The 18,109-nt window shown below is 70.9% G+C and carries 14 protein-coding genes and 3 pseudogenes; 10 read left to right on the top strand and 7 right to left on the bottom strand.

The annotated features are described in order from the left end of the window. Positions 1 to 48 precede the first annotated feature (48 nt). Positions 49 to 774 (top strand): DsbA family oxidoreductase, encoded by a 726-nt coding sequence (locus AB0C99_RS21050; protein ID WP_362476978.1) that lies wholly within the window; start codon positions 49 to 51, stop codon positions 772 to 774. A 74-nt stretch (positions 775 to 848) separates the two neighbouring features. Here AB0C99_RS21050 and AB0C99_RS21045 read toward each other — a convergent pair whose 3' ends face one another. Continuing rightward, positions 849 to 1,511 carry a class I SAM-dependent methyltransferase gene (locus AB0C99_RS21045; protein ID WP_362476976.1) on the bottom strand — a complete coding sequence of 221 codons (663 nt, stop codon included), beginning with the start codon at positions 1,509 to 1,511 and terminating at the stop codon, positions 849 to 851. A 200-nt stretch (positions 1,512 to 1,711) separates the two neighbouring features. On the opposite strand from AB0C99_RS21045, the pseudogene AB0C99_RS21040 reads away from it, so the two are divergent. Beyond that, a pseudogene (locus AB0C99_RS21040) lies at positions 1,712 to 2,011 on the top strand (transposase); the annotation flags it as partial. Between the two features lie 208 nt (positions 2,012 to 2,219). Here AB0C99_RS21040 and AB0C99_RS21035 read toward each other — a convergent pair. The 3 genes from AB0C99_RS21035 to AB0C99_RS21025 all read right to left on the bottom strand — a co-directional run bounded on the left by AB0C99_RS21035 (position 2,220) and on the right by AB0C99_RS21025 (position 5,154). Next, positions 2,220 to 2,981: a DUF4097 family beta strand repeat-containing protein gene (locus AB0C99_RS21035; RefSeq protein WP_362476974.1), complete on the bottom strand. Its 762-nt coding sequence runs from the start codon at positions 2,979 to 2,981 to the stop codon at positions 2,220 to 2,222. A 110-nt stretch (positions 2,982 to 3,091) separates the two neighbouring features. Continuing rightward, a complete protein-coding gene (locus tag AB0C99_RS21030) occupies positions 3,092 to 4,429 on the bottom strand; it encodes an ABC transporter permease (RefSeq protein WP_362477009.1) in 1,338 nt (445 codons plus the stop codon). Continuing rightward, the gene (locus AB0C99_RS21025) at positions 4,429 to 5,154 is read right to left on the bottom strand and encodes an ABC transporter ATP-binding protein (protein ID WP_362476972.1); all 726 of its coding nucleotides are present in this window, start codon (positions 5,152 to 5,154) and stop codon (positions 4,429 to 4,431) included. The genes AB0C99_RS21030 and AB0C99_RS21025 overlap by 1 nt, the downstream gene beginning before the upstream one ends. Before the next feature lie 162 nt (positions 5,155 to 5,316). Here AB0C99_RS21025 and AB0C99_RS21020 point away from each other — a divergent pair, with 162 nt between their 5' ends. From AB0C99_RS21020 to AB0C99_RS20995, 6 genes and pseudogenes are all read left to right on the top strand, one after another. Next, the gene (locus tag AB0C99_RS21020) at positions 5,317 to 6,489 is read left to right on the top strand and encodes a sensor histidine kinase (protein WP_362476971.1); all 1,173 of its coding nucleotides are present in this window, start codon (positions 5,317 to 5,319) and stop codon (positions 6,487 to 6,489) included. A gap of 39 nt (positions 6,490 to 6,528) precedes the next feature. After that, entirely contained in the window at positions 6,529 to 7,194 is a 666-nt protein-coding gene (locus AB0C99_RS21015) for a response regulator transcription factor (RefSeq protein ID WP_362476969.1), read from the top strand. A gap of 465 nt (positions 7,195 to 7,659) precedes the next feature. Next, a complete protein-coding gene (locus tag AB0C99_RS21010) occupies positions 7,660 to 9,036 on the top strand; it encodes an IS1380 family transposase (RefSeq protein ID WP_362476967.1) in 1,377 nt (458 codons plus the stop codon). Between the two features lie 181 nt (positions 9,037 to 9,217). Next, positions 9,218 to 10,247 (top strand): annotated as a pseudogene (locus AB0C99_RS21005) (tetratricopeptide repeat protein). Positions 10,248 to 10,252: 5 nt separating this feature from the next. Further along, positions 10,253 to 10,420 (top strand): annotated as a pseudogene (locus AB0C99_RS21000) (DsbA family oxidoreductase); the annotation flags it as partial. A gap of 98 nt (positions 10,421 to 10,518) precedes the next feature. After that, positions 10,519 to 11,574: an aminotransferase class V-fold PLP-dependent enzyme gene (locus AB0C99_RS20995; RefSeq protein ID WP_362476965.1), complete on the top strand. Its 1,056-nt coding sequence runs from the start codon at positions 10,519 to 10,521 to the stop codon at positions 11,572 to 11,574. A 270-nt stretch (positions 11,575 to 11,844) separates the two neighbouring features. Here the strand turns inward: AB0C99_RS20995 and AB0C99_RS20990 are convergent, their stop codons facing one another. Further along, entirely contained in the window at positions 11,845 to 12,948 is a 1,104-nt protein-coding gene (locus AB0C99_RS20990) for an aminotransferase class V-fold PLP-dependent enzyme (RefSeq protein ID WP_362477007.1), read from the bottom strand. Between the two features lie 201 nt (positions 12,949 to 13,149). Here AB0C99_RS20990 and AB0C99_RS20985 point away from each other — a divergent pair, with 201 nt between their 5' ends. After that, entirely contained in the window at positions 13,150 to 14,244 is a 1,095-nt protein-coding gene (locus tag AB0C99_RS20985; RefSeq protein ID WP_362476963.1) for an amidohydrolase family protein, read from the top strand. Between the two features lie 58 nt (positions 14,245 to 14,302). Here the strand turns inward: AB0C99_RS20985 and AB0C99_RS20980 are convergent, their stop codons facing one another. Then, on the bottom strand, positions 14,303 to 14,902 hold the full coding sequence (locus tag AB0C99_RS20980; RefSeq protein ID WP_362476961.1) for a GNAT family N-acetyltransferase: 600 nt from the start codon (positions 14,900 to 14,902) through the stop codon (positions 14,303 to 14,305). Beyond that, a complete protein-coding gene (locus tag AB0C99_RS20975) occupies positions 14,899 to 17,079 on the bottom strand; it encodes a penicillin acylase family protein (RefSeq protein WP_362476960.1) in 2,181 nt (726 codons plus the stop codon). Before AB0C99_RS20975 ends, AB0C99_RS20980 begins: the two co-directional genes overlap by 4 nt. A gap of 128 nt (positions 17,080 to 17,207) precedes the next feature. Here AB0C99_RS20975 and AB0C99_RS20970 point away from each other — a divergent pair, with 128 nt between their 5' ends. Beyond that, positions 17,208 to 17,939 (top strand): siderophore-interacting protein, encoded by a 732-nt coding sequence (locus AB0C99_RS20970; RefSeq protein ID WP_362476958.1) that lies wholly within the window; start codon positions 17,208 to 17,210, stop codon positions 17,937 to 17,939. Positions 17,940 to 18,109: the final 170 nt, after the last annotated feature.

Genomic DNA, 18,109 nt, shown 5'->3' with positions numbered 1-18,109 from the left:
GTCCCTCGGACACCCGACCCCGCCCCCCGTCTGGAGAGAAGCCCCACCATGCGCGTCGAGATCTGGAGCGACATCGCCTGCCCCTGGTGCTACATAGGCAAGGCCCGCTTCGAGAAGGGCCTCGCGGCCTTCGCCCACCGGGACGACGTCGAGGTCGTGCACCGCTCCTTCGAGCTCGACCCGAACAGCGCCAAGGGCGACACGGCGCCCGTCCTGGAGATGCTGGCGGCGAAGTACGGCCGCACCCTCGACGAGGCCCGCGCCATGGAGGCGCACGTCGCGTCGAACGCGCACGACGAGGGCCTGGGCTACCGCACCGAGGGCCGCGACCACGGCAACACCTTCGACATCCACCGCCTGCTGCACCTGGCGAAGGAGCGCGGCCGGCAGAACGAGCTGCTCGACCTCGCCTACCGGGCCAACTTCGCGGAGGAGCGTTCGGTCTTCGAGCCCGCGACGCTGGTCGCGCTCGGCGTCGAGGCCGGTCTCGACGAGGCCGAGGTACGGGCCGTGCTGGCCGACGACTCGGCGTACGCGGACGCCGTCCGGGCGGACGAGCGCGAGGCCGCCGAACTCGGCGCGAACGGGGTGCCGTTCTTCGTCCTGGACCGGAAGTACGGGGTCTCCGGCGGGCAGCCCGCCGAGGTCTTCACCCGGGCGCTGGAGCAGGCGTGGCAGGGCCGCGCGCTCCAGCCGCTGGGCGGCGGGACGGGTGCCGACGCGGAGACCGGCGCCGGGGCCGACGCCTGCGGTGTCGACGGCAAGGGCTGCTGAGCCCGGCCGGGTCCGGTCGGCCCCGCCGGGCCGGTCGGCCCGGACTCGCAAGCGCAGCTCGGTGAACGGGAGAGCTACGGCCTGGTGGCGCGAGCGATCAGGGTTCCGATGTGACCGGGAGTGGGTGCGTCGAGGACCTGCACGGCAGGGTTCGTGAACCCGGCTTTGAGCAGGAAGCTGGTCCACCTGCGCGGGGTGTAGCTGTACCGGTACGTGTACATGGCCTTTCCGGCGAACCCGCCCTTGTACATGCCCTGCGGGCCGTACGCCCCGGGGATGGCCGGCGGGTGGGAGAAGGCGAAGACCCCGCCGGGGTTGAGCCGCCGCGCGACGAGCGGCAGGAGCTTGGCCGGGTCGCTGAACCAGACCGCGCCGAAGACGGAATAGATGGCGTCGTACGTCTCCACGCTTTCCCTGAGATGGTCCAGTACTTCGGCGCACACGAACTGTGCTCCCAGAGGTCCCCATCGCTCGGTGGTGTTGCCGACCATGACGGGTGAGAGGTCCAGGCCGGTCATCTTGACCCCCTGTTGTGTCAGGTAGGCGAGTGCCCGCCCGGTGCCGCATCCGATTTCGAGGGCGGTGGTCGGCGTGCCGAGAATTTCGGGTCCGGGGCCGTGACCCGCGTACTGGGTCCAGCAGAACACCGGGTCGGAGTCGAACACCTTGTTTTTCGTACTCTCGGCGAAGGTGTCCCAGAGTTCGCGTTCGGCGTCGATGTCGTGTCGTGCGGGCAACGGGCATTCCTCGCTGTGGTGGGGGAAACGCGGCGGTGCCCCCGTCCTCGGGGAGAGGACGAGGGCAGGCACTCTAGCCTCGCGCTTTTCATGAAGCGGGCTGTCCGGCAGGTGATCAGAACAGAAGAAAGTGCCTCTGACCAGCGAGAATGAGGATTGTCGAGGTCCTTGTTTTCGCACCGTCCGGAGGCGCTTAACAGGTGAAGAAGCGTATCGGGTTCTACCCGCGTGTCCGTGTCGAGAAGGGTGGTCGCGGTGTGGTCTCGCAGGCCGGTGCCGTGCTGCTGGTCGAGACGATCCGTAAGTCCGGTCTGGACGCGGCGATATCGGCGGGGTTGGCGCCCTGGCGCAAGCCGCGGGCCGTGCACGACCCCGGCAAGATCCTCCTCGACGTGGCACTCGCGGTTGCACTCGGCGGGGACTGTCTGGCCGACGTCGCCATGCTGCGGGCCGAGCCGGGTGTGTTCGGGCCGGTGGCCTCCGACCCGACAGTTTCCCGTAAAACCCTCCCGAACCCCGGCTGACCAGCACGTTCCCGCCCCTACGACCAGCAGCACACCGCCCGGAACCGTGGAACCCGGCGCCCACCCGACGCGACAGCCGGGACACGAACATGCCCACGACCAGCCCGAACACCGAAACGGACCGCCAGCAGAACCGACGGACCGTCACAAAAGATCGGAGGTTGGGATCAATCCGGTAGAGCCGTCACGGCGTCTCACTCCTGCCGATGACGATGTCCCCGTTACGAGTGTGGATCCTCACGGCATGGTCACTCGTGTCGTCCTTCGTGACCTCCACCGTGATGTCGCCCTTCTTGGCGGCCGTGTCCACCGCGTACGTCGCCTCCGGCAGGCCGAGCCGCACGTCGCCGTCCTGGCTGCGCACATCGATGAGGTCGGGTGCTGAGGCGAAGTTCAGCTCGTTGTCACCGTTCCGCGAGGCGACGGTGACCGACCCAGCGGAGATCCTGTCGCCTTCGATGGTTCCGTCGCGGCCTTCCAGATCCAGACGGGGCCCGCTGAGTTCCGACAAGCGCATGTCGCCAGCCTTGGCCGAGAAGTCTGCAGTGAAGCCCGTGGCTTCGACGAGACCCTTGTCGTTCTCGACGGTGATCGCGACGTCGCGCGGCACCTTCACGGTGTACTTCGCACCGCAGTTGACGGAGAGACCCATGCAGTCCACCCCGAGCGCGAGAATGCCCCCTTCGAGCTTCCATCCGGCTTCCACTTCACCGCCGACCTTCGTGCCGCTGACCTGCCGCGTCACCCGGACGTCCTTGGCGTCGGAAGCGACGAGTTCCAGGTCGGCGGAGTCGGACTTCACCGTCAGACTGTTTCCACGGAAATCGAATGTCTTCGATTCCGCGACGGTGTTCGCCTGGGTGACTTCCGGGCCGCATCCCGTAGCTGCGACAGTGAGGATCGCGACGCCCCCGAGGGCGAGAACGGTGTGAAGACGTATTCTCATGGATTCATTCCTTCGTAGTTCTGACATGCAGATGGGCGCATGCCGTTCATGGTGAAATGCCGGCCGGGGGATTCCGTTGTCGCGACGGCAGGTGGGGACGTCGCCCTGCTTCACGAGCGCAGAGCCCGGGCGGCGACCGTGCGCGACACACGGACGGCCTGGAGGGCCAGAGCGAGACAGGTGGTCACGAGCGTCACGCCGGCGAGCACGCCGAGGGTCGTCCAGGGGAGGCCGTCCAGAACCCGGACGAGGCTGATCTCGGCGCCGATCGCGAGAGTGGCACTCGTCACCGCGAGGGTGATCGCGCTGAAGACGATCGCCGTCCCGGCGTAGATCACTCCCTCATAGATCGTCGATCGGGTGACCACGCCCGGTCGCGCACCGGCGACCGTCACCAGGGCGGAATCACGTGTGCGTTCCCGTCCGACCAGAGCGATCACAGCCAGGCCGCCGACCCAGGACACGACGAAGACCCAGCCCAGCACGACCAGGACATCGTCCAGCGCGGCGGTGCTTCCGGGCATGACGTTCCCCATGACCATGAAGAGTCCGACGAACGACAGGGAGAGGGCGAAGGGCAGCACCGTGGTGACGCTTCTCGCGGCGCGGGTGCGGCACGATCGCACGGCAAGGTGCCAGGCGACACCGCGCGAGGGCACGAGCGCGGTCCAGAACCTCATGAGCGGTGTCATCACCCACGGCCCCATCAGCAGCAGCAGGCAGATGAGGAAGAGGTCCCCGGCGAAGGCGAAGGCTGTCCGCTGTTCGGTCCCTCCTTCGAGCTCGAGTCCCAGCCCGGGAATCCACATGCCGACCACACCGGCAAAGAGGCAGAGGGCGAGGACGACGCGCGTGACACCGGGCCGCGCCGGTGGATCGGAGAGGTCTCGGAACGCGCGCATCTCCGGTGTCCTGGCGGCGCGGCGCGTGACTCCCCATCCGCCGAGCAGACACGGGATCACTCCGGACAGCGCGCTCACCCCGACGTGCCAGAGCTGGAAACCGGCCGTTGCCCCGTGCAGGTCGAGTCCCTCAGCCGTCCACTGCGCGAGGGCGGTGCTCGCGACGAGAGGGGCCAGCGGTACCGCCAGCGCGCCGGCCGCGGCGCCGAGCACGACCAATTCCGTACGCAGAATGAGTTTGATGCGACGGCGCGGGATCCCGAGGATCGCCCACAGGGCATGATCGCGGCGCTGGGTCGTCAAGGTCAGACCGACGGTGGACGCGACGATGCCCACGGCGGCCAGCACGGTGAAGAAGACGACGTTGCCGCCGAGTGCGATCGACGCGGAGACCATCCGCGTATCGCCCGCCGCCCGCGCTGCCGAGACGGCGGAGAACATGGCGATGACCGAGCCCGCTGAGCATGCCGCACCGACCACTGCGCACACGAACGTCCACAGCCACATGGACGCCTGCATCCGGATGTCCGACAGGACCAGTCGCATCACGACGCCTGCTCTCCCGCTTCGTCCTCCGACTGCGCCGCGAGGACGGCATCGCTCACCGCGTGGGAATCGCCACCGGGAATGACGGCGTGCACTCGCCCAGACCCCAGCACCACGACCTGATCGGCACGTGCGGCCGCATGGGGGTCGTGTGTGACCATGAGGACCGTGGTTCCCTGCGTGGGAAGTGCCTGCAGCCAATCGAGCACAACGTGACCCGACTTGAGGTCGAGTGCGCCGGTCGGCTCGTCGGCGAAGACGATCCGCGGCTGATTCGCGACGACCCGGGCCACCGCGACGCGCTGGCGTTCGCCTCCGGAGAGCCGGTCGGGGCGCCGCCGCGCGTGCTGGGCGATGCCGAGCCTCGACATGGCGTCGCCGACCCTCGACCTTGGCACCCGATGGCCGGCGAGTCGCGCCGGCAGGGCGATGTTGTCCTCGACCGTCAGTGAGCTGACGAGGTTGTACTCCTGGAAGATGAATCCGACGTTCTCACTGCGGAATGCGGCCTGCTTGCGAGGGGGGAGCGACAGGACATCCGTTCCCAGGACCTCGATGGAACCCGCGGTCGCCGGCTCCAGACCGGCAATGCAGAGCAGGAGCGTCGACTTGCCCGAGCCGGAGGGGCCGACAATGGCGGTCAGCCGGCCTTCAGGAATGTCCAGGTCGATGTCGTGCAGGACACGCGTCGTCTCACGCCGACGACCCGGGACGGGGAAGTCCATACGAAGGCCGCGCAAACGGATGCAGGGCACGGAAGCGGTAGCTGCGATAGGCATGCATCGAGCTAAACAGGGCACGGCGGGAGCCACACTGGTGCCTGAACTGCTTGAAGGTAGACCTAGGTCTACCTCTTGCACGATCCGCAGTGTGCGACAATGACGGGCATGGCGCGGATTCGTATTGCCCGGAGAGTGCTGACGGAATGCACCGCGGCAATGGCTTTTCCGATTCTGCTGATTTCAGTTCTCGTTTTCCCGGTCTCGGCCCCGGTGGTGGCCGAGACGGACCGATCGAGAGCCCGCTGGTGCGGTGCCGAGACGATGCCCCTGAAACCCTCCGACAACAGCTGGGCCCAGTGGGTGGCGCTCAGGCTGCGTTCACGGTCGATATGGCGCACCGACCTCCCGGTTCTCGTGACCGCCGCCCTCCTGTCCGCACTGTCGCTGCTGGTGGCCTTCTTCGGGTTCATCGGCGCTGCCGTGCTGGTGTTCTCCCCCGTATTCTGGTTCCTCGGTATTGCCGCGCAGGTCGGTCCATTCACCCCTGAATCCGTTGGGCAAACCCTCCTCGCAGTTCCAGCAGGTGTCATTCTCGGCGCGGTCACCACGGCCGTGCTGACCGGCACGTCATTTCTTCGCGACCTTTTTCTGCGCATCTTCTCTAGAAGCCGAGACCCGGATCTGCTCGCGAAACTGGAGGAGCTCAGGACCAGTCGCGCTTCGCTGACGGCGGCCTTCGAATTCGAGCGGCAGCGCATTGAACGTGATCTGCACGACGGCGCCCAACAGGAACTCGTCGCCGTCGTCATGCGTCTTGGGATGCTGGAGGCCGCGGCCACTGGTCCAGCCGCCGACCAGGAACGCATCGTGCGGCTGGCACGGGAGGCCCAGGCTCACGCGGAGCGCGCACTCGAACGGCTGAGGGAGACGGTGCGCGACATCCATCCCCGTGAACTGAGCGATCTCGGTCTCATCGCCGCCGTCCGGGAGCTGGTCGCGCGATCGCCTTTGCGGGTCGAACTGACCAGCACCGGCGATGACTCCCAGCTTTCGTCACCGACTGCGACCGCCGTATACTTCACGGTGTCCGAAGCCCTGACGAACATCTCGAAACACGCAGGTGTGGGAATCGCTCGGGTCGACCTGGAGTGCTCCACGACCAACGTACACGTGCGTGTGCGTGACGATGGTGTAGGCGGCGCGAGGATCGACTCTGGATCCGGGCTCGCCGGACTGCGCGAGCGAATGCGAAGTGCCGGCGGAAATCTCGAGGTCCTCAGCCCACCTGGTGGCGGGACGCAGGTTGTGGCGTCCGCTCCCAGTCAACCTCCATGGTGATTGAACGGAGCAAGATGTTTCCCACGGGAGGGAGGGATCATGAGAATTGTTCTGGCAGATGACAGCGTTCTGATAAGAGCGGGCATCCGGGAGATCCTGACCTCCCACGATCATGATGTCGTCCGCGAATGCGAGGACGCTGACGAGCTGGTTGCCGTGGTCGATGAGCTGGTGCGTTCCGGAGCTGCTCCGGACATAGTGGTCACGGATGTCCGCATGCCCCCCAAGAACACCGACGACGGACTGCGTGCCGCGATCGATCTGCGCTCGCGCCACCGGGACCTTCCGGTGCTGGTTCTCTCCGCCTACGTCACGGGCCCCTATGTGAGGGAGCTTCTGAACGGCCCAGGTGCCGACGGAGCCGTCGGGTATCTGCTCAAGGAGAAAGTAGGCCGGGTCGCCGACTTCTTGAGAGCTGTCGAGACGGTCTCCGCAGGTGGCGTCGTGATCGACCCCGAAGTCGTTCGCCACGTCACCCGCGCGGACTCGCCACAGGGTCCGCTTTCCCGGCTCACCGCTCGCGAGAGGGAAGTGCTCGCGCACATGGCTGAAGGGCGCTCCAACACGGAGATCGCGGCGGAACTCTTCCTCTCCGGCGCTGCCGTCAGTAAGCACGTTGCGAACGTTTTCGTGAAGCTCGGCATGCCTCCCGACGAGGACAATCGACGGGTCAAGGCCATTCTTACCTGGTTCGAATACAACTGAGAATGCCCCCCGGGCACCGTCCAGCAGCGCCCACGGCTCCGAGAGCCCCGCGTCAGTGACCGCAGGTTCTGGGAGCACTCTCAACAGGTGTCGGCCTCAGAATCCTGACCCCAGCTCCCCGACGCGCCCTCCGTACGCAGGCTCTGGGGAGCCGCTGTCTCGTGCAACCCCTCGCATCACCCGAACCGAACTGAGGATCCAGGCGTCCCCCAGTGCCAGCGGAGGGAGCGACAACCGAACAGTGCGATGGCCTGCAAGTACACGGTTCATATCGATGAGCACTCGCTACTCCTACCGGTAGACACGAACCCGCCCTCAACCCGGCGCCGCCACTCGGGTTAGCCTCGCGCTTTTCATGAAGCGGGCTGTCCGGCAGGTGATCAGAACAGAAGAAAGTGCCTCTGACCAGCGAGAATGAGGATTGTCGAGGTCCTTGTTCTCGCACCGTCCGGAGGCGCTTAACAGGTGAAGAAGCGTATCGGGTTCTACCCGCGTGTCCGTGTCGAGAAGGGTGGTCGCGGTGTGGTCTCGCAGGCCGGCGCCGTGCTGCTGGTCGAGACGATCCGTAAGTCCGGTCTGGACGCGGCGATATCGGCGGGGTTGGCGCCCTGGCGCAAGCCGCGGGCCGTGCACGACCCCGGCAAGATCCTCCTCGACGTGGCACTCACGGTTGCACTCGGCGGGGACTGTCTGGCCGACGTCTCCATGCTGCGGGCCGAGCCGGGTGTGTTCGGGCCGGTGGCCTCCGACCCGACAGTTTCCCGTCTGATCGACACACTCGCCTCGGGCGGCAGGCGAACGCTGACGGCGATCCGCGCGGCCCGCGCCGAAGTCCGCGACCGCGTGTGGAAGTTGGCCGGCGAGGTGGCGCCGGACGTGGGCGGGCAGGTGATCGTGGACATCGACGGCGTCCTGGTCCTCGCGCACTCCGAGAAGCAGGACGCGACCGCGACCTGGAAGAAGACCTTCGGCCACCACCCGCTCATGGCCTTCGTGGACCACGGCCCAGGTGGCTCCGGTGAGCCGGTGGCGGGGCGGCTGCGGCCGGGCAACGCAGGCTCGAACACTGCGAGCGATCACATCCACACCGCTCAGCTGGCGTTGGCCCAGCTGCCGAAGACTTACCGGCGCGGACGGCAGACGCTGATCCGTACCGATTCCGGCGGTGGCACGCATGAGTTCGTGGCCTGGCTCGCCCAGCGTGGCCGGTGGCTGTCGTACTCGGTCGGCATGACCCTCACCGACGCCATCCACCAGGCCGTCTTGAAGGTGCCGCCGTCGGCCTGGACGCCGGCTGTCGAACCGGACGGCGAGGTCCGCGACGGCGCCTGGGTCGCTGAGGTCGACGGAGACTGCCTCAAGAGCTGGCCGAAGGGGATGCGGTTGATTGTACGCAAGGAACGACCGCACCCCGGCGCTCAGTTGCGCATCACCGATGCCGACGGCCTGCGGCTGACCTGCTTCGCCACGAACACCGTGGATGTCCCGATCGCACCCTTGGAGCTGCGTCACCGCCAGCGGGCCCGCGCCGAGGACCGCATCCGAAGCGCGCGGGCCACCGGCCTGCGCAACCTCCCCCTGCAGGACACGGCGCAGAACCAGATCTGGCTGGAGATCGTCCAGCTCGCCCTCGACCTGCTCGCCTGGATGCCGATGCTCGCCCTGACCGGAGAAGCCCGCAGGTGGGAGCCCCGCCGCCTGAGGCTCCGCCTCTTCAGCGCCGCCGCCCAGATCATTACGACCGCCCGCCGCAGGCGCCTGAGGTTCGCACGCCACTGGCCCTGGACCGACGTGATCACCGACGCACTGGAACGACTCCAAACCCTCCCGAACCCCGGCTGAGCAGTACCTTCCCGCCCCTACGACCAGCAGCACACCGCCCGGAACCGTGGAACCCGGCGCCCACCCGACGCGACAGCCGGGACACGAACATGCCCACGACCAGCCCGAACACCGAAACGGATCGCCAGTAGAACCGACGGGCCGTCACGAAAGATCGAGGCTAGATCTGGGGAGGTCGGACATGGACCCATCGCGCCGGAGCGTGCTCGGAGTCGGTCTGTTCTCTGTCGCACTCACCGTGCCCAATTGGCCGGACGTGGTCGGACGAATGGAAGCGGCCCAGAAGGGCGAGACGCAGCGCATCGGAATGTCCGATGTTCAATCGGTCATCGCCATGACCGAACGCCTCTCAGACATTGACGACCAATTTGGCGGCCGGACGGCGCGACCGATGGCTGCCGCCTACATGGTCAACACGGTGGCCCCCTATCTGCGTGCTGAAGCTCCCGAGGCTGTCCGTAAGGCGATGATGGCCGCCGCGTCCGATCTTTCGTATCTCACGGGATACATGGCCGTGGATGAGGGCGTACACGGAATGGCTCAGCGCTATTACGTGAAAGCGCTGGAACTCGCCGGAGCCTCTGAGGATCACCTCGCCTATTGCACCACACTGCGGGGCATGAGCGTCCAGGCCGTCGACCTCGGGCACGGGTCGGAAGCGCTGCGTCTCGCTGATGCCGCCGCTGCTGCTTCCCCGCAGGCCGGTCCCCGAATGCGAGCCTTCCTCGCTGGGCAGCAGGCGCACGCAGCCGCGCGAGGGGGGAACAGGCGCATGGCCCTACGGCGCATTCGGGAAGCCGAGACGGCCATGGAAAAGGCTGAATCGCAATCGAAGACTTTCGGGTCCTACAACCCTTCCTCGCTGGCTTACCATGTAGGTCAAGTGCGCTACCAACTTGGAGACGTGGCAGGTTCCATCGAATCTCTCAAGGAATCTGACCGGCTCCGCCCAAGCGCGTTTCGGCGGACGAGTATTCGCTATCTTTCCATGCTGGCCGAGCGGCAGTTGGAGGTTGGTCACTTGGAGGCAGCGTGCGAGACGTGGGGGCGGGTATTGGAGATATACCCTCTGGTGCAGTCCGGCCAGTGACCGCAACATTGCGACCATGCATAGTCGAATTCTTCCGTATCAGAAGAACCGCAAGGCGCGCGAACTTTTCGAGCGAGCGAGGCTCGTAACCGCCTTCGGTCTGCTGCCCCGCGAGAACTGACCGGCAACCGGAAGTACGGGGTCTCCGGCGGGCAGCCCGCCGAGGTCTTCACCCGGGCGCTGGAGCAGGCGTGGCAGGGCCGCGCGCTCCAGCCGCTGGGCGGCGGGACCGGGGCCGACGCGGAGACCGGCGCCGGGGCCGACGCCTGCGGTGTCGACGGCAAGGGCTGCTGACTCGGGCGGCTCGGCTGGCTGACTCATAAGCACCGCTTGGAGATTCCCCATGATCTATAGCGATTGACGGGAGATCGTGGGGAATCCAGGCTGGGGGCATGGACATTCTGGAGCCCCTGGGCGGAGCCGAGTTCGCCCCCAAGCAGACCTATCTGAACACCTCCGCCTGCGCGCTGCTGCCCCGGCGGACGGTCGAGGCGGTCACCCTGCTCGCCGAGGAGACGGCGGCGGGGCGGCCGGACGGCGCCGGCAGCTTCGACATCGTCGACGAGGCCAGGGCGGCGTTCGCCCGGCTCGCGCACGTGGGGGCCGACCGGGTCGCGGTCGGCAGCTCCGTCTCCGTCCACGTCGGCATGGTGGCGCAGTCCATGCCGGCCGGGGCCGAGATCCTCTTCCCCGAAGGCGACTTCTCCTCCGTCATCACGCCCTTCACCGTGCGCGGCGACCTGAAGGTCCGCTTCGTGCCGCTGGAGCTGCTGGCCGAGTCCGTGCGGCCCGAGACCGCGCTCGTCGCCTTCTCGGCCGTGCAGTCGGCGGACGGCCGGACCGCCGACTTCGCCGCCATCCGGGCCGCCGCGGCGGCGCACGGGGCGCGCACGCTTCTCGACGCGACCCAGTCGGCGGGCTGGCTGCCGCTGTACGCGGGGGAGTGGGACTTCACCGTCTCCGGCGGCTACAAGTACCTGCTGTGCCCGCGCGGGGCCTCGTTCCTGACGGTGACGGCCGAGGCGCAGGACGCGCTGCTGCCGATCCACGCGGGCTGGGTGACGGGCGAGGAGCGGTGGGTCAACAGCTACGGCCCGGTGCGCGAACTGGCCCGCTCCGCGCGCCGCTTCGACGAGCCCGCCGCGTTCCTCTCGTACCACGGCGCCGCCCGCTCACTGGCCCTCCTGGAGGAGATCGGCATCGAGCGCGTCGAGGCCCACAACAAGGCCCTCGCGGCCCGCTTCCGCGCCGGCCTCACCGAGCTCGGCCACACCCCCGTCGCCGACGAGTCGACGGTCGTCGGCGTCCCGGGCCTCGGCGCCCGCGCCGACGCCCTCCGCGAGGCAGGCGTCCTCCTCTCCGCCCGCGCGGGCAACCTCCGCGCCTCCTTCCACCTCTACAACTCCTCGGCGGACGTGGAGCGGGCGCTGGAGATCATCGGGGGGTGAGCGGTACGGGGGCGGCCCCGGGCTGCCGTGTGCTGCCCCGGACGGCCAGGGCCGGGCCTGGACGGCCAGCGCCGGGGCCGGGGCCACGCGGTCCGGGCCGCGCGCGGGTGGACGACCTCGGGTCCGGGTGACCTGGGGTCGGCCCGGGCGCCGGGCGCCGGCGCCGGTCCAAATGACCGGGCCCGGACGGCCCCGACCGCGCGCGGTCGGCCGGGGTCCGGCCCGGGTGACCGGGGCCTCGGTCACCCGCGCCCGGCCCCCCGGTCCGCGTCAGCGCCCCCACGCCTCCGTCACCGCGCGGCGGGCCGCCTCCAGGTCGACCTGGAGGCCCGTCTCCGTGAGGGCCGCGCCCAGGGCCGCCAGCGAGGACTGGACCGCGCCCGGCGTCGCGTCCACCCCGTAGTGGTTGACCCGGATCATCTCCTTGGCCAGCGCCCCGCCGCCCGCGATCAGCGGCAGCGACGGGTCCGCCGCCAGCGCCTTCGCCACCAGCTCCGAGGCGTCCACCCCGGCCGGGGAGCGCAGCGTCGTCGCCACCGGGGCCGCGTCCCGCGCCTCGCGCACGTACGGCTCCAGGCCCCCGCCCAGCGCCAGCACGCCCGCGCGGGTCGCCGCCGCGGCCGAGGCGTGCCGGGCCATCAGCGCGTCCAGGCCCTCCGCCTCGATCCGCTCCACGCACGCCTCCAGCGCCAGCATCTCCAGCTGCGCCGGCGCGTGCAGCAGCGCCTTGCGGCCGCCGTCGATCCAGCGCTCCTTCCAGTCCAGCAGCGAGAGGTACGAGCGGCGCGGCGCCTGCGGGTTGGCCGCGAAGCGCTCCCAGGCCCGCTCGCTCACCGACACCGCCGAGACACCGGCCGGGCCGCCCATGGCCTTCTGCGCGCCGATGATGCACAGGTCCACGCCCCACGCGTCCGGCAGCACGGGCTCGGCGCCGATCGAGGCCACCGCGTCCAGGTAGAACAGCGCGTCGTGCGCCCGCACGACCTCGCCGATCCCGGCGACCGGGTTGGTGTTGCCGGTCGCCGCCTCCGCGTGCACCAGCGACACGAAGTCGATCTCCGGGTGCTCCGCGAACGCCCGCGCCACCTGCTCGGCGGTGACCGCCGTGTGGAACGGCACCTCCAGGTCCACGACCGTGGCCCCGCAGTCGCGCAGCCAGTTGCCGAAGGTCTGCCCGTACGGTCCGGTGACGATGTTCAGGGCCGTCGAGCCCGGCCGGGCGCCGCTGCGGATGCAGCCCTCCAGCGGCAGCAGCGCCTCGCCCTGGGTGATCACCACGTCCTGCTCGGTGGAGAGCAGCGCGGCGACCCGGCGCTCGATCGACGCGAAGTGCGCGGGGGTCAGCGGGGCCAGGTCCAGGAGCGGGTGTGTCACGGTCACGGCGGTGCCTTCTTCGGTCTTCGGTGTCGAATGCGTGGTGCGGACCCGCGTACGCGGACTCGCGTGACTCGCGTACGCGCGCACGTGTGTACGGCGGTGGAGCTCTCGCCAGCGTAGAGGGTTCCTCCGCCCGGCCCCGCCGGACCCGCCACGGCCCCCCGGACCGCCGGGCGCGGGCGCCCGTAGAGTGCCGCCATGAGCGATCACGCGGTGCTGCACGTGAAGGGGCGGGTGCTCGTCGGCCCGGAGGACGTACGGGACGAACTGTGGTGCGTCGACGGGCGGATCACCTTCGAGCGGCCCGGGGGCCTGGCCGACGGGGCCGTCCGCGTCGAGGGCTGGGCGCTGCCCGGCCTGGTCGACGCCCACTGCCACGTCGGGCTGGACCGGCACGGCCCGGTCGACGCGGCCACCGCCGAGAAGCAGGCCCTCACCGACCGGGACGCGGGCACGCTGCTCATCCGCGACGCGGGCTCGCCCTCCGACACCCGGTGGATCGACGAGCGCGAGGACCTGCCGAAGATCATCCGGGCCGGGCGGCACATCGCCCGCAGCCGCCGGTACATCCGCAATTACGCGCACGAGATCGAGCCCGCCGACCTCGTCGCGTACGTGGGGCGGGAGGCCCGCCGGGGCGACGGCTGGGTCAAGCTGGTCGGCGACTGGATCGACCGCGACCTCGGCGACCTGGCCCCCTCGTGGCCGCGCCCCGAGGTCGAGGCGGCCATCGCGGAGGCGCACCGGCTCGGCGCCCGGGTCACCGCGCACTGCTTCGCCGAGGACTCGCTGCGGGACCTGGTGGAGGCGGGCATCGACTGCGTCGAGCACGCCACCGGGCTCACCGAGGAGACGATCCCGCTCTTCGCCGAGCGGGGTGTCGCGATCGTCCCGACCCTGGTCAACATCGCGACCTTCCCGCACCTCGCGGACGGCGGGCAGGAGAAGTTCCCGCGCTGGTCGGCGCACATGCGCCGGCTCCACGAGCGCCGTTACGACACGGTCCGCGCCGCCTGGGACGCCGGGGTCCCGGTCTTCGTCGGCACCGACGCGGGCGGCTCGCTGGCGCACGGCCTGGTCGCCGCCGAGGTCGAGGAGCTGACGAAGGCGGGCCTGCCCGCCCTGGACGCCCTCTCCGCGACGGCCTGGGCCGCCCGCGCCTGGCTGGGCCGCCCCGCCCTGGAGGAGGGCGCCCCGGCGGACCTCGTCGTCTACGGCGAGGACCCCCGCACCGACGTCCGCGTCCTGGCGGCCCCGCGCCGGGTCGTGGTCAACGGCCGCGTCATCGGCTGAGGGGCGGGGCCGGGGCCGGGGGCCGGGGGGATCCGCCCCCGGCCACCCCCGCCTCCGCTCAGCCCTTCCGGTAGAACACCAGCCGTGCCTTCTTCTCCGGGATGAAGACCTCCGGCAGGTCCACCTCCGGCAGGACGATCTCCGGGCCCAGTTCGAAGCCGGTGCGGGCGAGGCGGGCCAGGACCTTCTCGTTGGCGGCGTCCGGCTCGCCCACCACGCGGGCGTGGCCGAGCAGGGCGAAGTCGAGCAGGACGGTGAACAGCTTCTCCGTGAAGCCGCGCTCCGGCGCCGCCGACGGCGCGACGAAGAGGTGCACGCCGATGTCGCCCGGCAGCGCCTCGTAGCACTCGGAGATCCGGTCGGCCTCGGGGTCGTACGTCTGGAAGACCGCGACCGGCTCCCCGTCCCGGTGCACCAGGAAGCCGTGGTGGGTGGTGAGCGAGTCGAGGTGCGCGTAGACCTCCCGCACCTGCTCCACCGTCGTGCCGCCCATGCCCCAGAACCGGCCGCGCTCCTCGTTGACCCAGCCGTGGATCAGCGGGGCGTCCCGCTCGGGGTCGATGCGGTCGACCCGGACGGTGCCGAAGTCCTCGACGTCCCGCGTGTACTCGGTCCTTCGGGCGCCGCTCGTGCCGTTCGTGTCGCTCGTGCCGCTCATGCTTCTTCCTTCGTGAGATCGTTCCAGTCGGTGACGACCGGGGCGAGGTCGCCCGTCAGCCACAGGGCCAGCTGGTCTTCGTGGTGCGGGTCGCCCGGCACGCCCGAGGCGCCGAACGGCACGGCCCACAGGCTGCGCGCGCGGTCGCCGAGGTCCCAGACGTACCGGGCGGCCGAGGCGCGGGCGCTGCGGTCGGTCCAGCCGGGCACGCTCGACGTGGACAGCACGCAGTCGTGGTCGCCCCCGAGCCCCGGCCACCGCGCGTCGTCCGGATCGGGCAGCGCCTGCCAGGGCGCCAGCCGGTGCGTGACGCCCCAGGCGGGCGGCGCCTCGCCGGCGGCGACCTCCTCGACCGCCTCCCGCACGATCCGCCGTACGTCCCCGGCGGGTACGGGCCCGGTGACGAGCAGCGTCTCCAGCGCGAACGCGACCCTCGGGCCGAGCGCCAGCCAGGGCTGGAACAGCGCCGGGTACGGGGCGGGCACCCGCAGCTCCGCGAAGGCGTCGTGGGCCGCGAGCCGGCGCACGACCGCCCCGCGCACCGCCGCGTACAGGCCCGCGTCGGCGCTGTCGGCGTCCATCCGCCGGTCCCAGCCGAGCAGCGTCCCGCGCACGGCCCGCGCGGCGGGCGAGAGGGCCGTCTCGTCGGTGTCCCGCAGCGCGTCGAGCAGCCGCCGGGCGGAGGGGTTGTCGGTGTCGGTGTGCACGGCGGCCATCGCGCCCGGCGTCCACGCCTTCGAGCCGTCCAGCAGCGCGGAGATCCGCTCGGCGCGGTGCGGCGGCGCGAACTCGACGCCCAGCGGCGCGGCGAGCCCCCGCGCGTTCGCCATCACCGCGTGCCCGTCGACCTCCGCGCGCGGGGTGGCCGCGGCCTCGCCCGTCCAGGCGTACGCGCTCTCCCAGGCGGGCACCACCCGCAGCGAGTTGAGCCGGTCGCGCACCGGCACGTACCCGGCGACCCGGTGCAGCAGCCCGCCGTCCGCGTCGGCCGCCTGCACGACGTTCACCGGCTCGATCCAGCGGTCCAGCGCCCGGTCCACGTCCCCGACGTTCCGCGCCCGCAGCAGCGCGGGCAGCGCGGCGAAGCCGGACTCGCCGGTGACGCGGGGCGGGTAGCGCAGGCTGACCGCCTCCCAGACCGGGGCCTCGGCGGCGGGGCCTTCGGCGGCGGGGGTCCCGGCGGCGGGAGCCTCGGGGCCGCGCGCCTCGGGACCGCGCGCCTCGGGACCGCGCGCCTCGTCCGAGCCCTCCGCCCCGTCGGCGCCGTCCGCCCCGATGATCACCGGCCCCCGCGCCGTCTCGATCACCTCGATCTCGACCGGCTCCGCCCCGCCCGCCACCCGGATCGTCTCCGTGTGCGCGGTCGCGGGCTCCCAGCCCGCCGGGCCGAGCGCCTCGACCCGCCCGTCGGGCAGCCGGCGCAGCCGCTCGCGGTAGAGGTCCTGGTAGTCGGCCATCGCGTTGGTGATCGCCCAGGCCACCCGGCCCGTGTGCCCGAAGTGGGCGAGGCCGGGGACGCCCGGCACGGCGAGGCCGAGCACGTCGTGGTCGGGGCACGAGAGCCGGATCTGCTGGTAGACGCCCGGCGCCTCGATGAACCGGTGCGGGTCGCCGGCCACGATCGCCGCCCCGCTCGCCGTCCGGGCGCCGGAGACGACCCAGCCGTTGGAGCCCGCGGTGCCGGGCCCGTCCGTCGCGAACAGCTCCGTCCACTCCTCGCCGAGCCGCCGCGCGACCGTGTCGCGCCACAGCTTGGTGGGGAAGCCGGCGAACAGGATGTGGGTGGAGAGCCACACCGCGAGCGGCGTCCAGGGCTCCCAGCGCCCCGGCTCCAGGCCGGTCGCCGCGAACTCCGGGGCCCGCAGGGCGCCTTCCGCGAGGCCCTCGTTGACCCCGTCCACGTACGACCGCACCCACGCCGCCGTCTCCGCGTCCAGCCGGTCGTGGCAGCGGCGCGCGGTGTCGGCCAGCCTGGCCTGCCGTACGAAGGTGTCCCAGCCGGTCTCCGCCGCGCCGAGGAACGCGGCCGTCGTGCCCTGCGCCCGGTGCCGCTCGGCCTCCAGCTGCCAGGCCCGGTCCCGCGCGGTCACCAGGCCCTGGGCGCGGGCCAGTTCGCGCGGCCCGTCGGCGCGCAGGTGCGGGATGCCGTAGGGGTCCCGGTAGACCTCGATGCTCACTGCGTCCCGCCCCGATCCGATCGTCGTTTCTTAGGTTAGGCTGACCTAAATTAATCTACAGGACGCGCGGTGCCGACCGACCCCCGGGACCGGCCGGATCCGCGCGCCCGGCAGGAGAGGGGACCGGGGTGGGTCGTACGGGCCACGGCTGGGAGGGCGTCGTCCTCAAGCTGTTCCGCGGCAGGGACTTCACGTTCACGGTGACCGGCGCCGAGCAGGTCACCGAGGACTACCGCAGGGTGCGCCTCGCCGACGGCGGGCTACTCGCCGCCGCCGGGACGCACCCCACCATGTGGGTGCGGCTCTGGTTCGAGGAGGGCGGCAAGCCCCACCAGCGCGCCTACACCCTCGTCGACCCGGACCCCGAAACCGGCACCTTCGCCCTGGAGTTCGCCCTCCACGACGGCGTCGCCAGCCGCTGGGCCCGCTCCTGCGCCCCCGGCGACACCGTCGAGGCCACCCTCCAGGGCACCGGCTTCACCGCCCCCGACCCGGCCCCCGGGCACCTCCTCCTGGTCGGCGACGCCGCCTCGCTGCCCGCCCTGAACTCCCTGCTCGGCGCCTTCCCGGCCACCCCCGCCACGCTCTGGTTCGAGACCGCCCACGCCTCCGACGAGGCCCTGCCGGTGCGCCTCGACCCGGCGCTGCACGAGCTCCGCCGGGTCCCGCGCGAGGACGCGGGCGCGGCGCTCGCGGCCCGGGTCCGGGCGGAGCTGCCCGCGCTCCTGGCCGCCGCCCCCGACCCGTACGTCTGGATCGCCTGCGACACCGCCACCACCCGGGCCCTCGCCGGCTTCGTCCGCAAGGAGCTGGCCCTCCCCAAGGAGCGGACCCACGCGCTCGGCTACTGGCGGCCCTGACGCCGCCGGAGGCCCTGACGGGATCGCGCGGTCGTCCGTCGCCGGTCCCCGGTCGCCGCTCCGCCTTCGGCCGTAGCCCGCCGCCCGCCACCCCCCGCCCGTCATGCGCCCGGTTGACGTTCCGTTACCCCTGCTCGGCGCGGATCGTTAAACCAAAACAGCTCCGCACC

Source organism: Streptomyces sp. NPDC048659, from assembly GCF_040650575.1.
In the GTDB taxonomy this organism is placed as follows: domain Bacteria; phylum Actinomycetota; class Actinomycetes; order Streptomycetales; family Streptomycetaceae; genus Streptomyces.
Note: the sequence above shows the minus strand (reverse complement) of the source record. Positions and strands in the feature narration are given on the sequence as shown.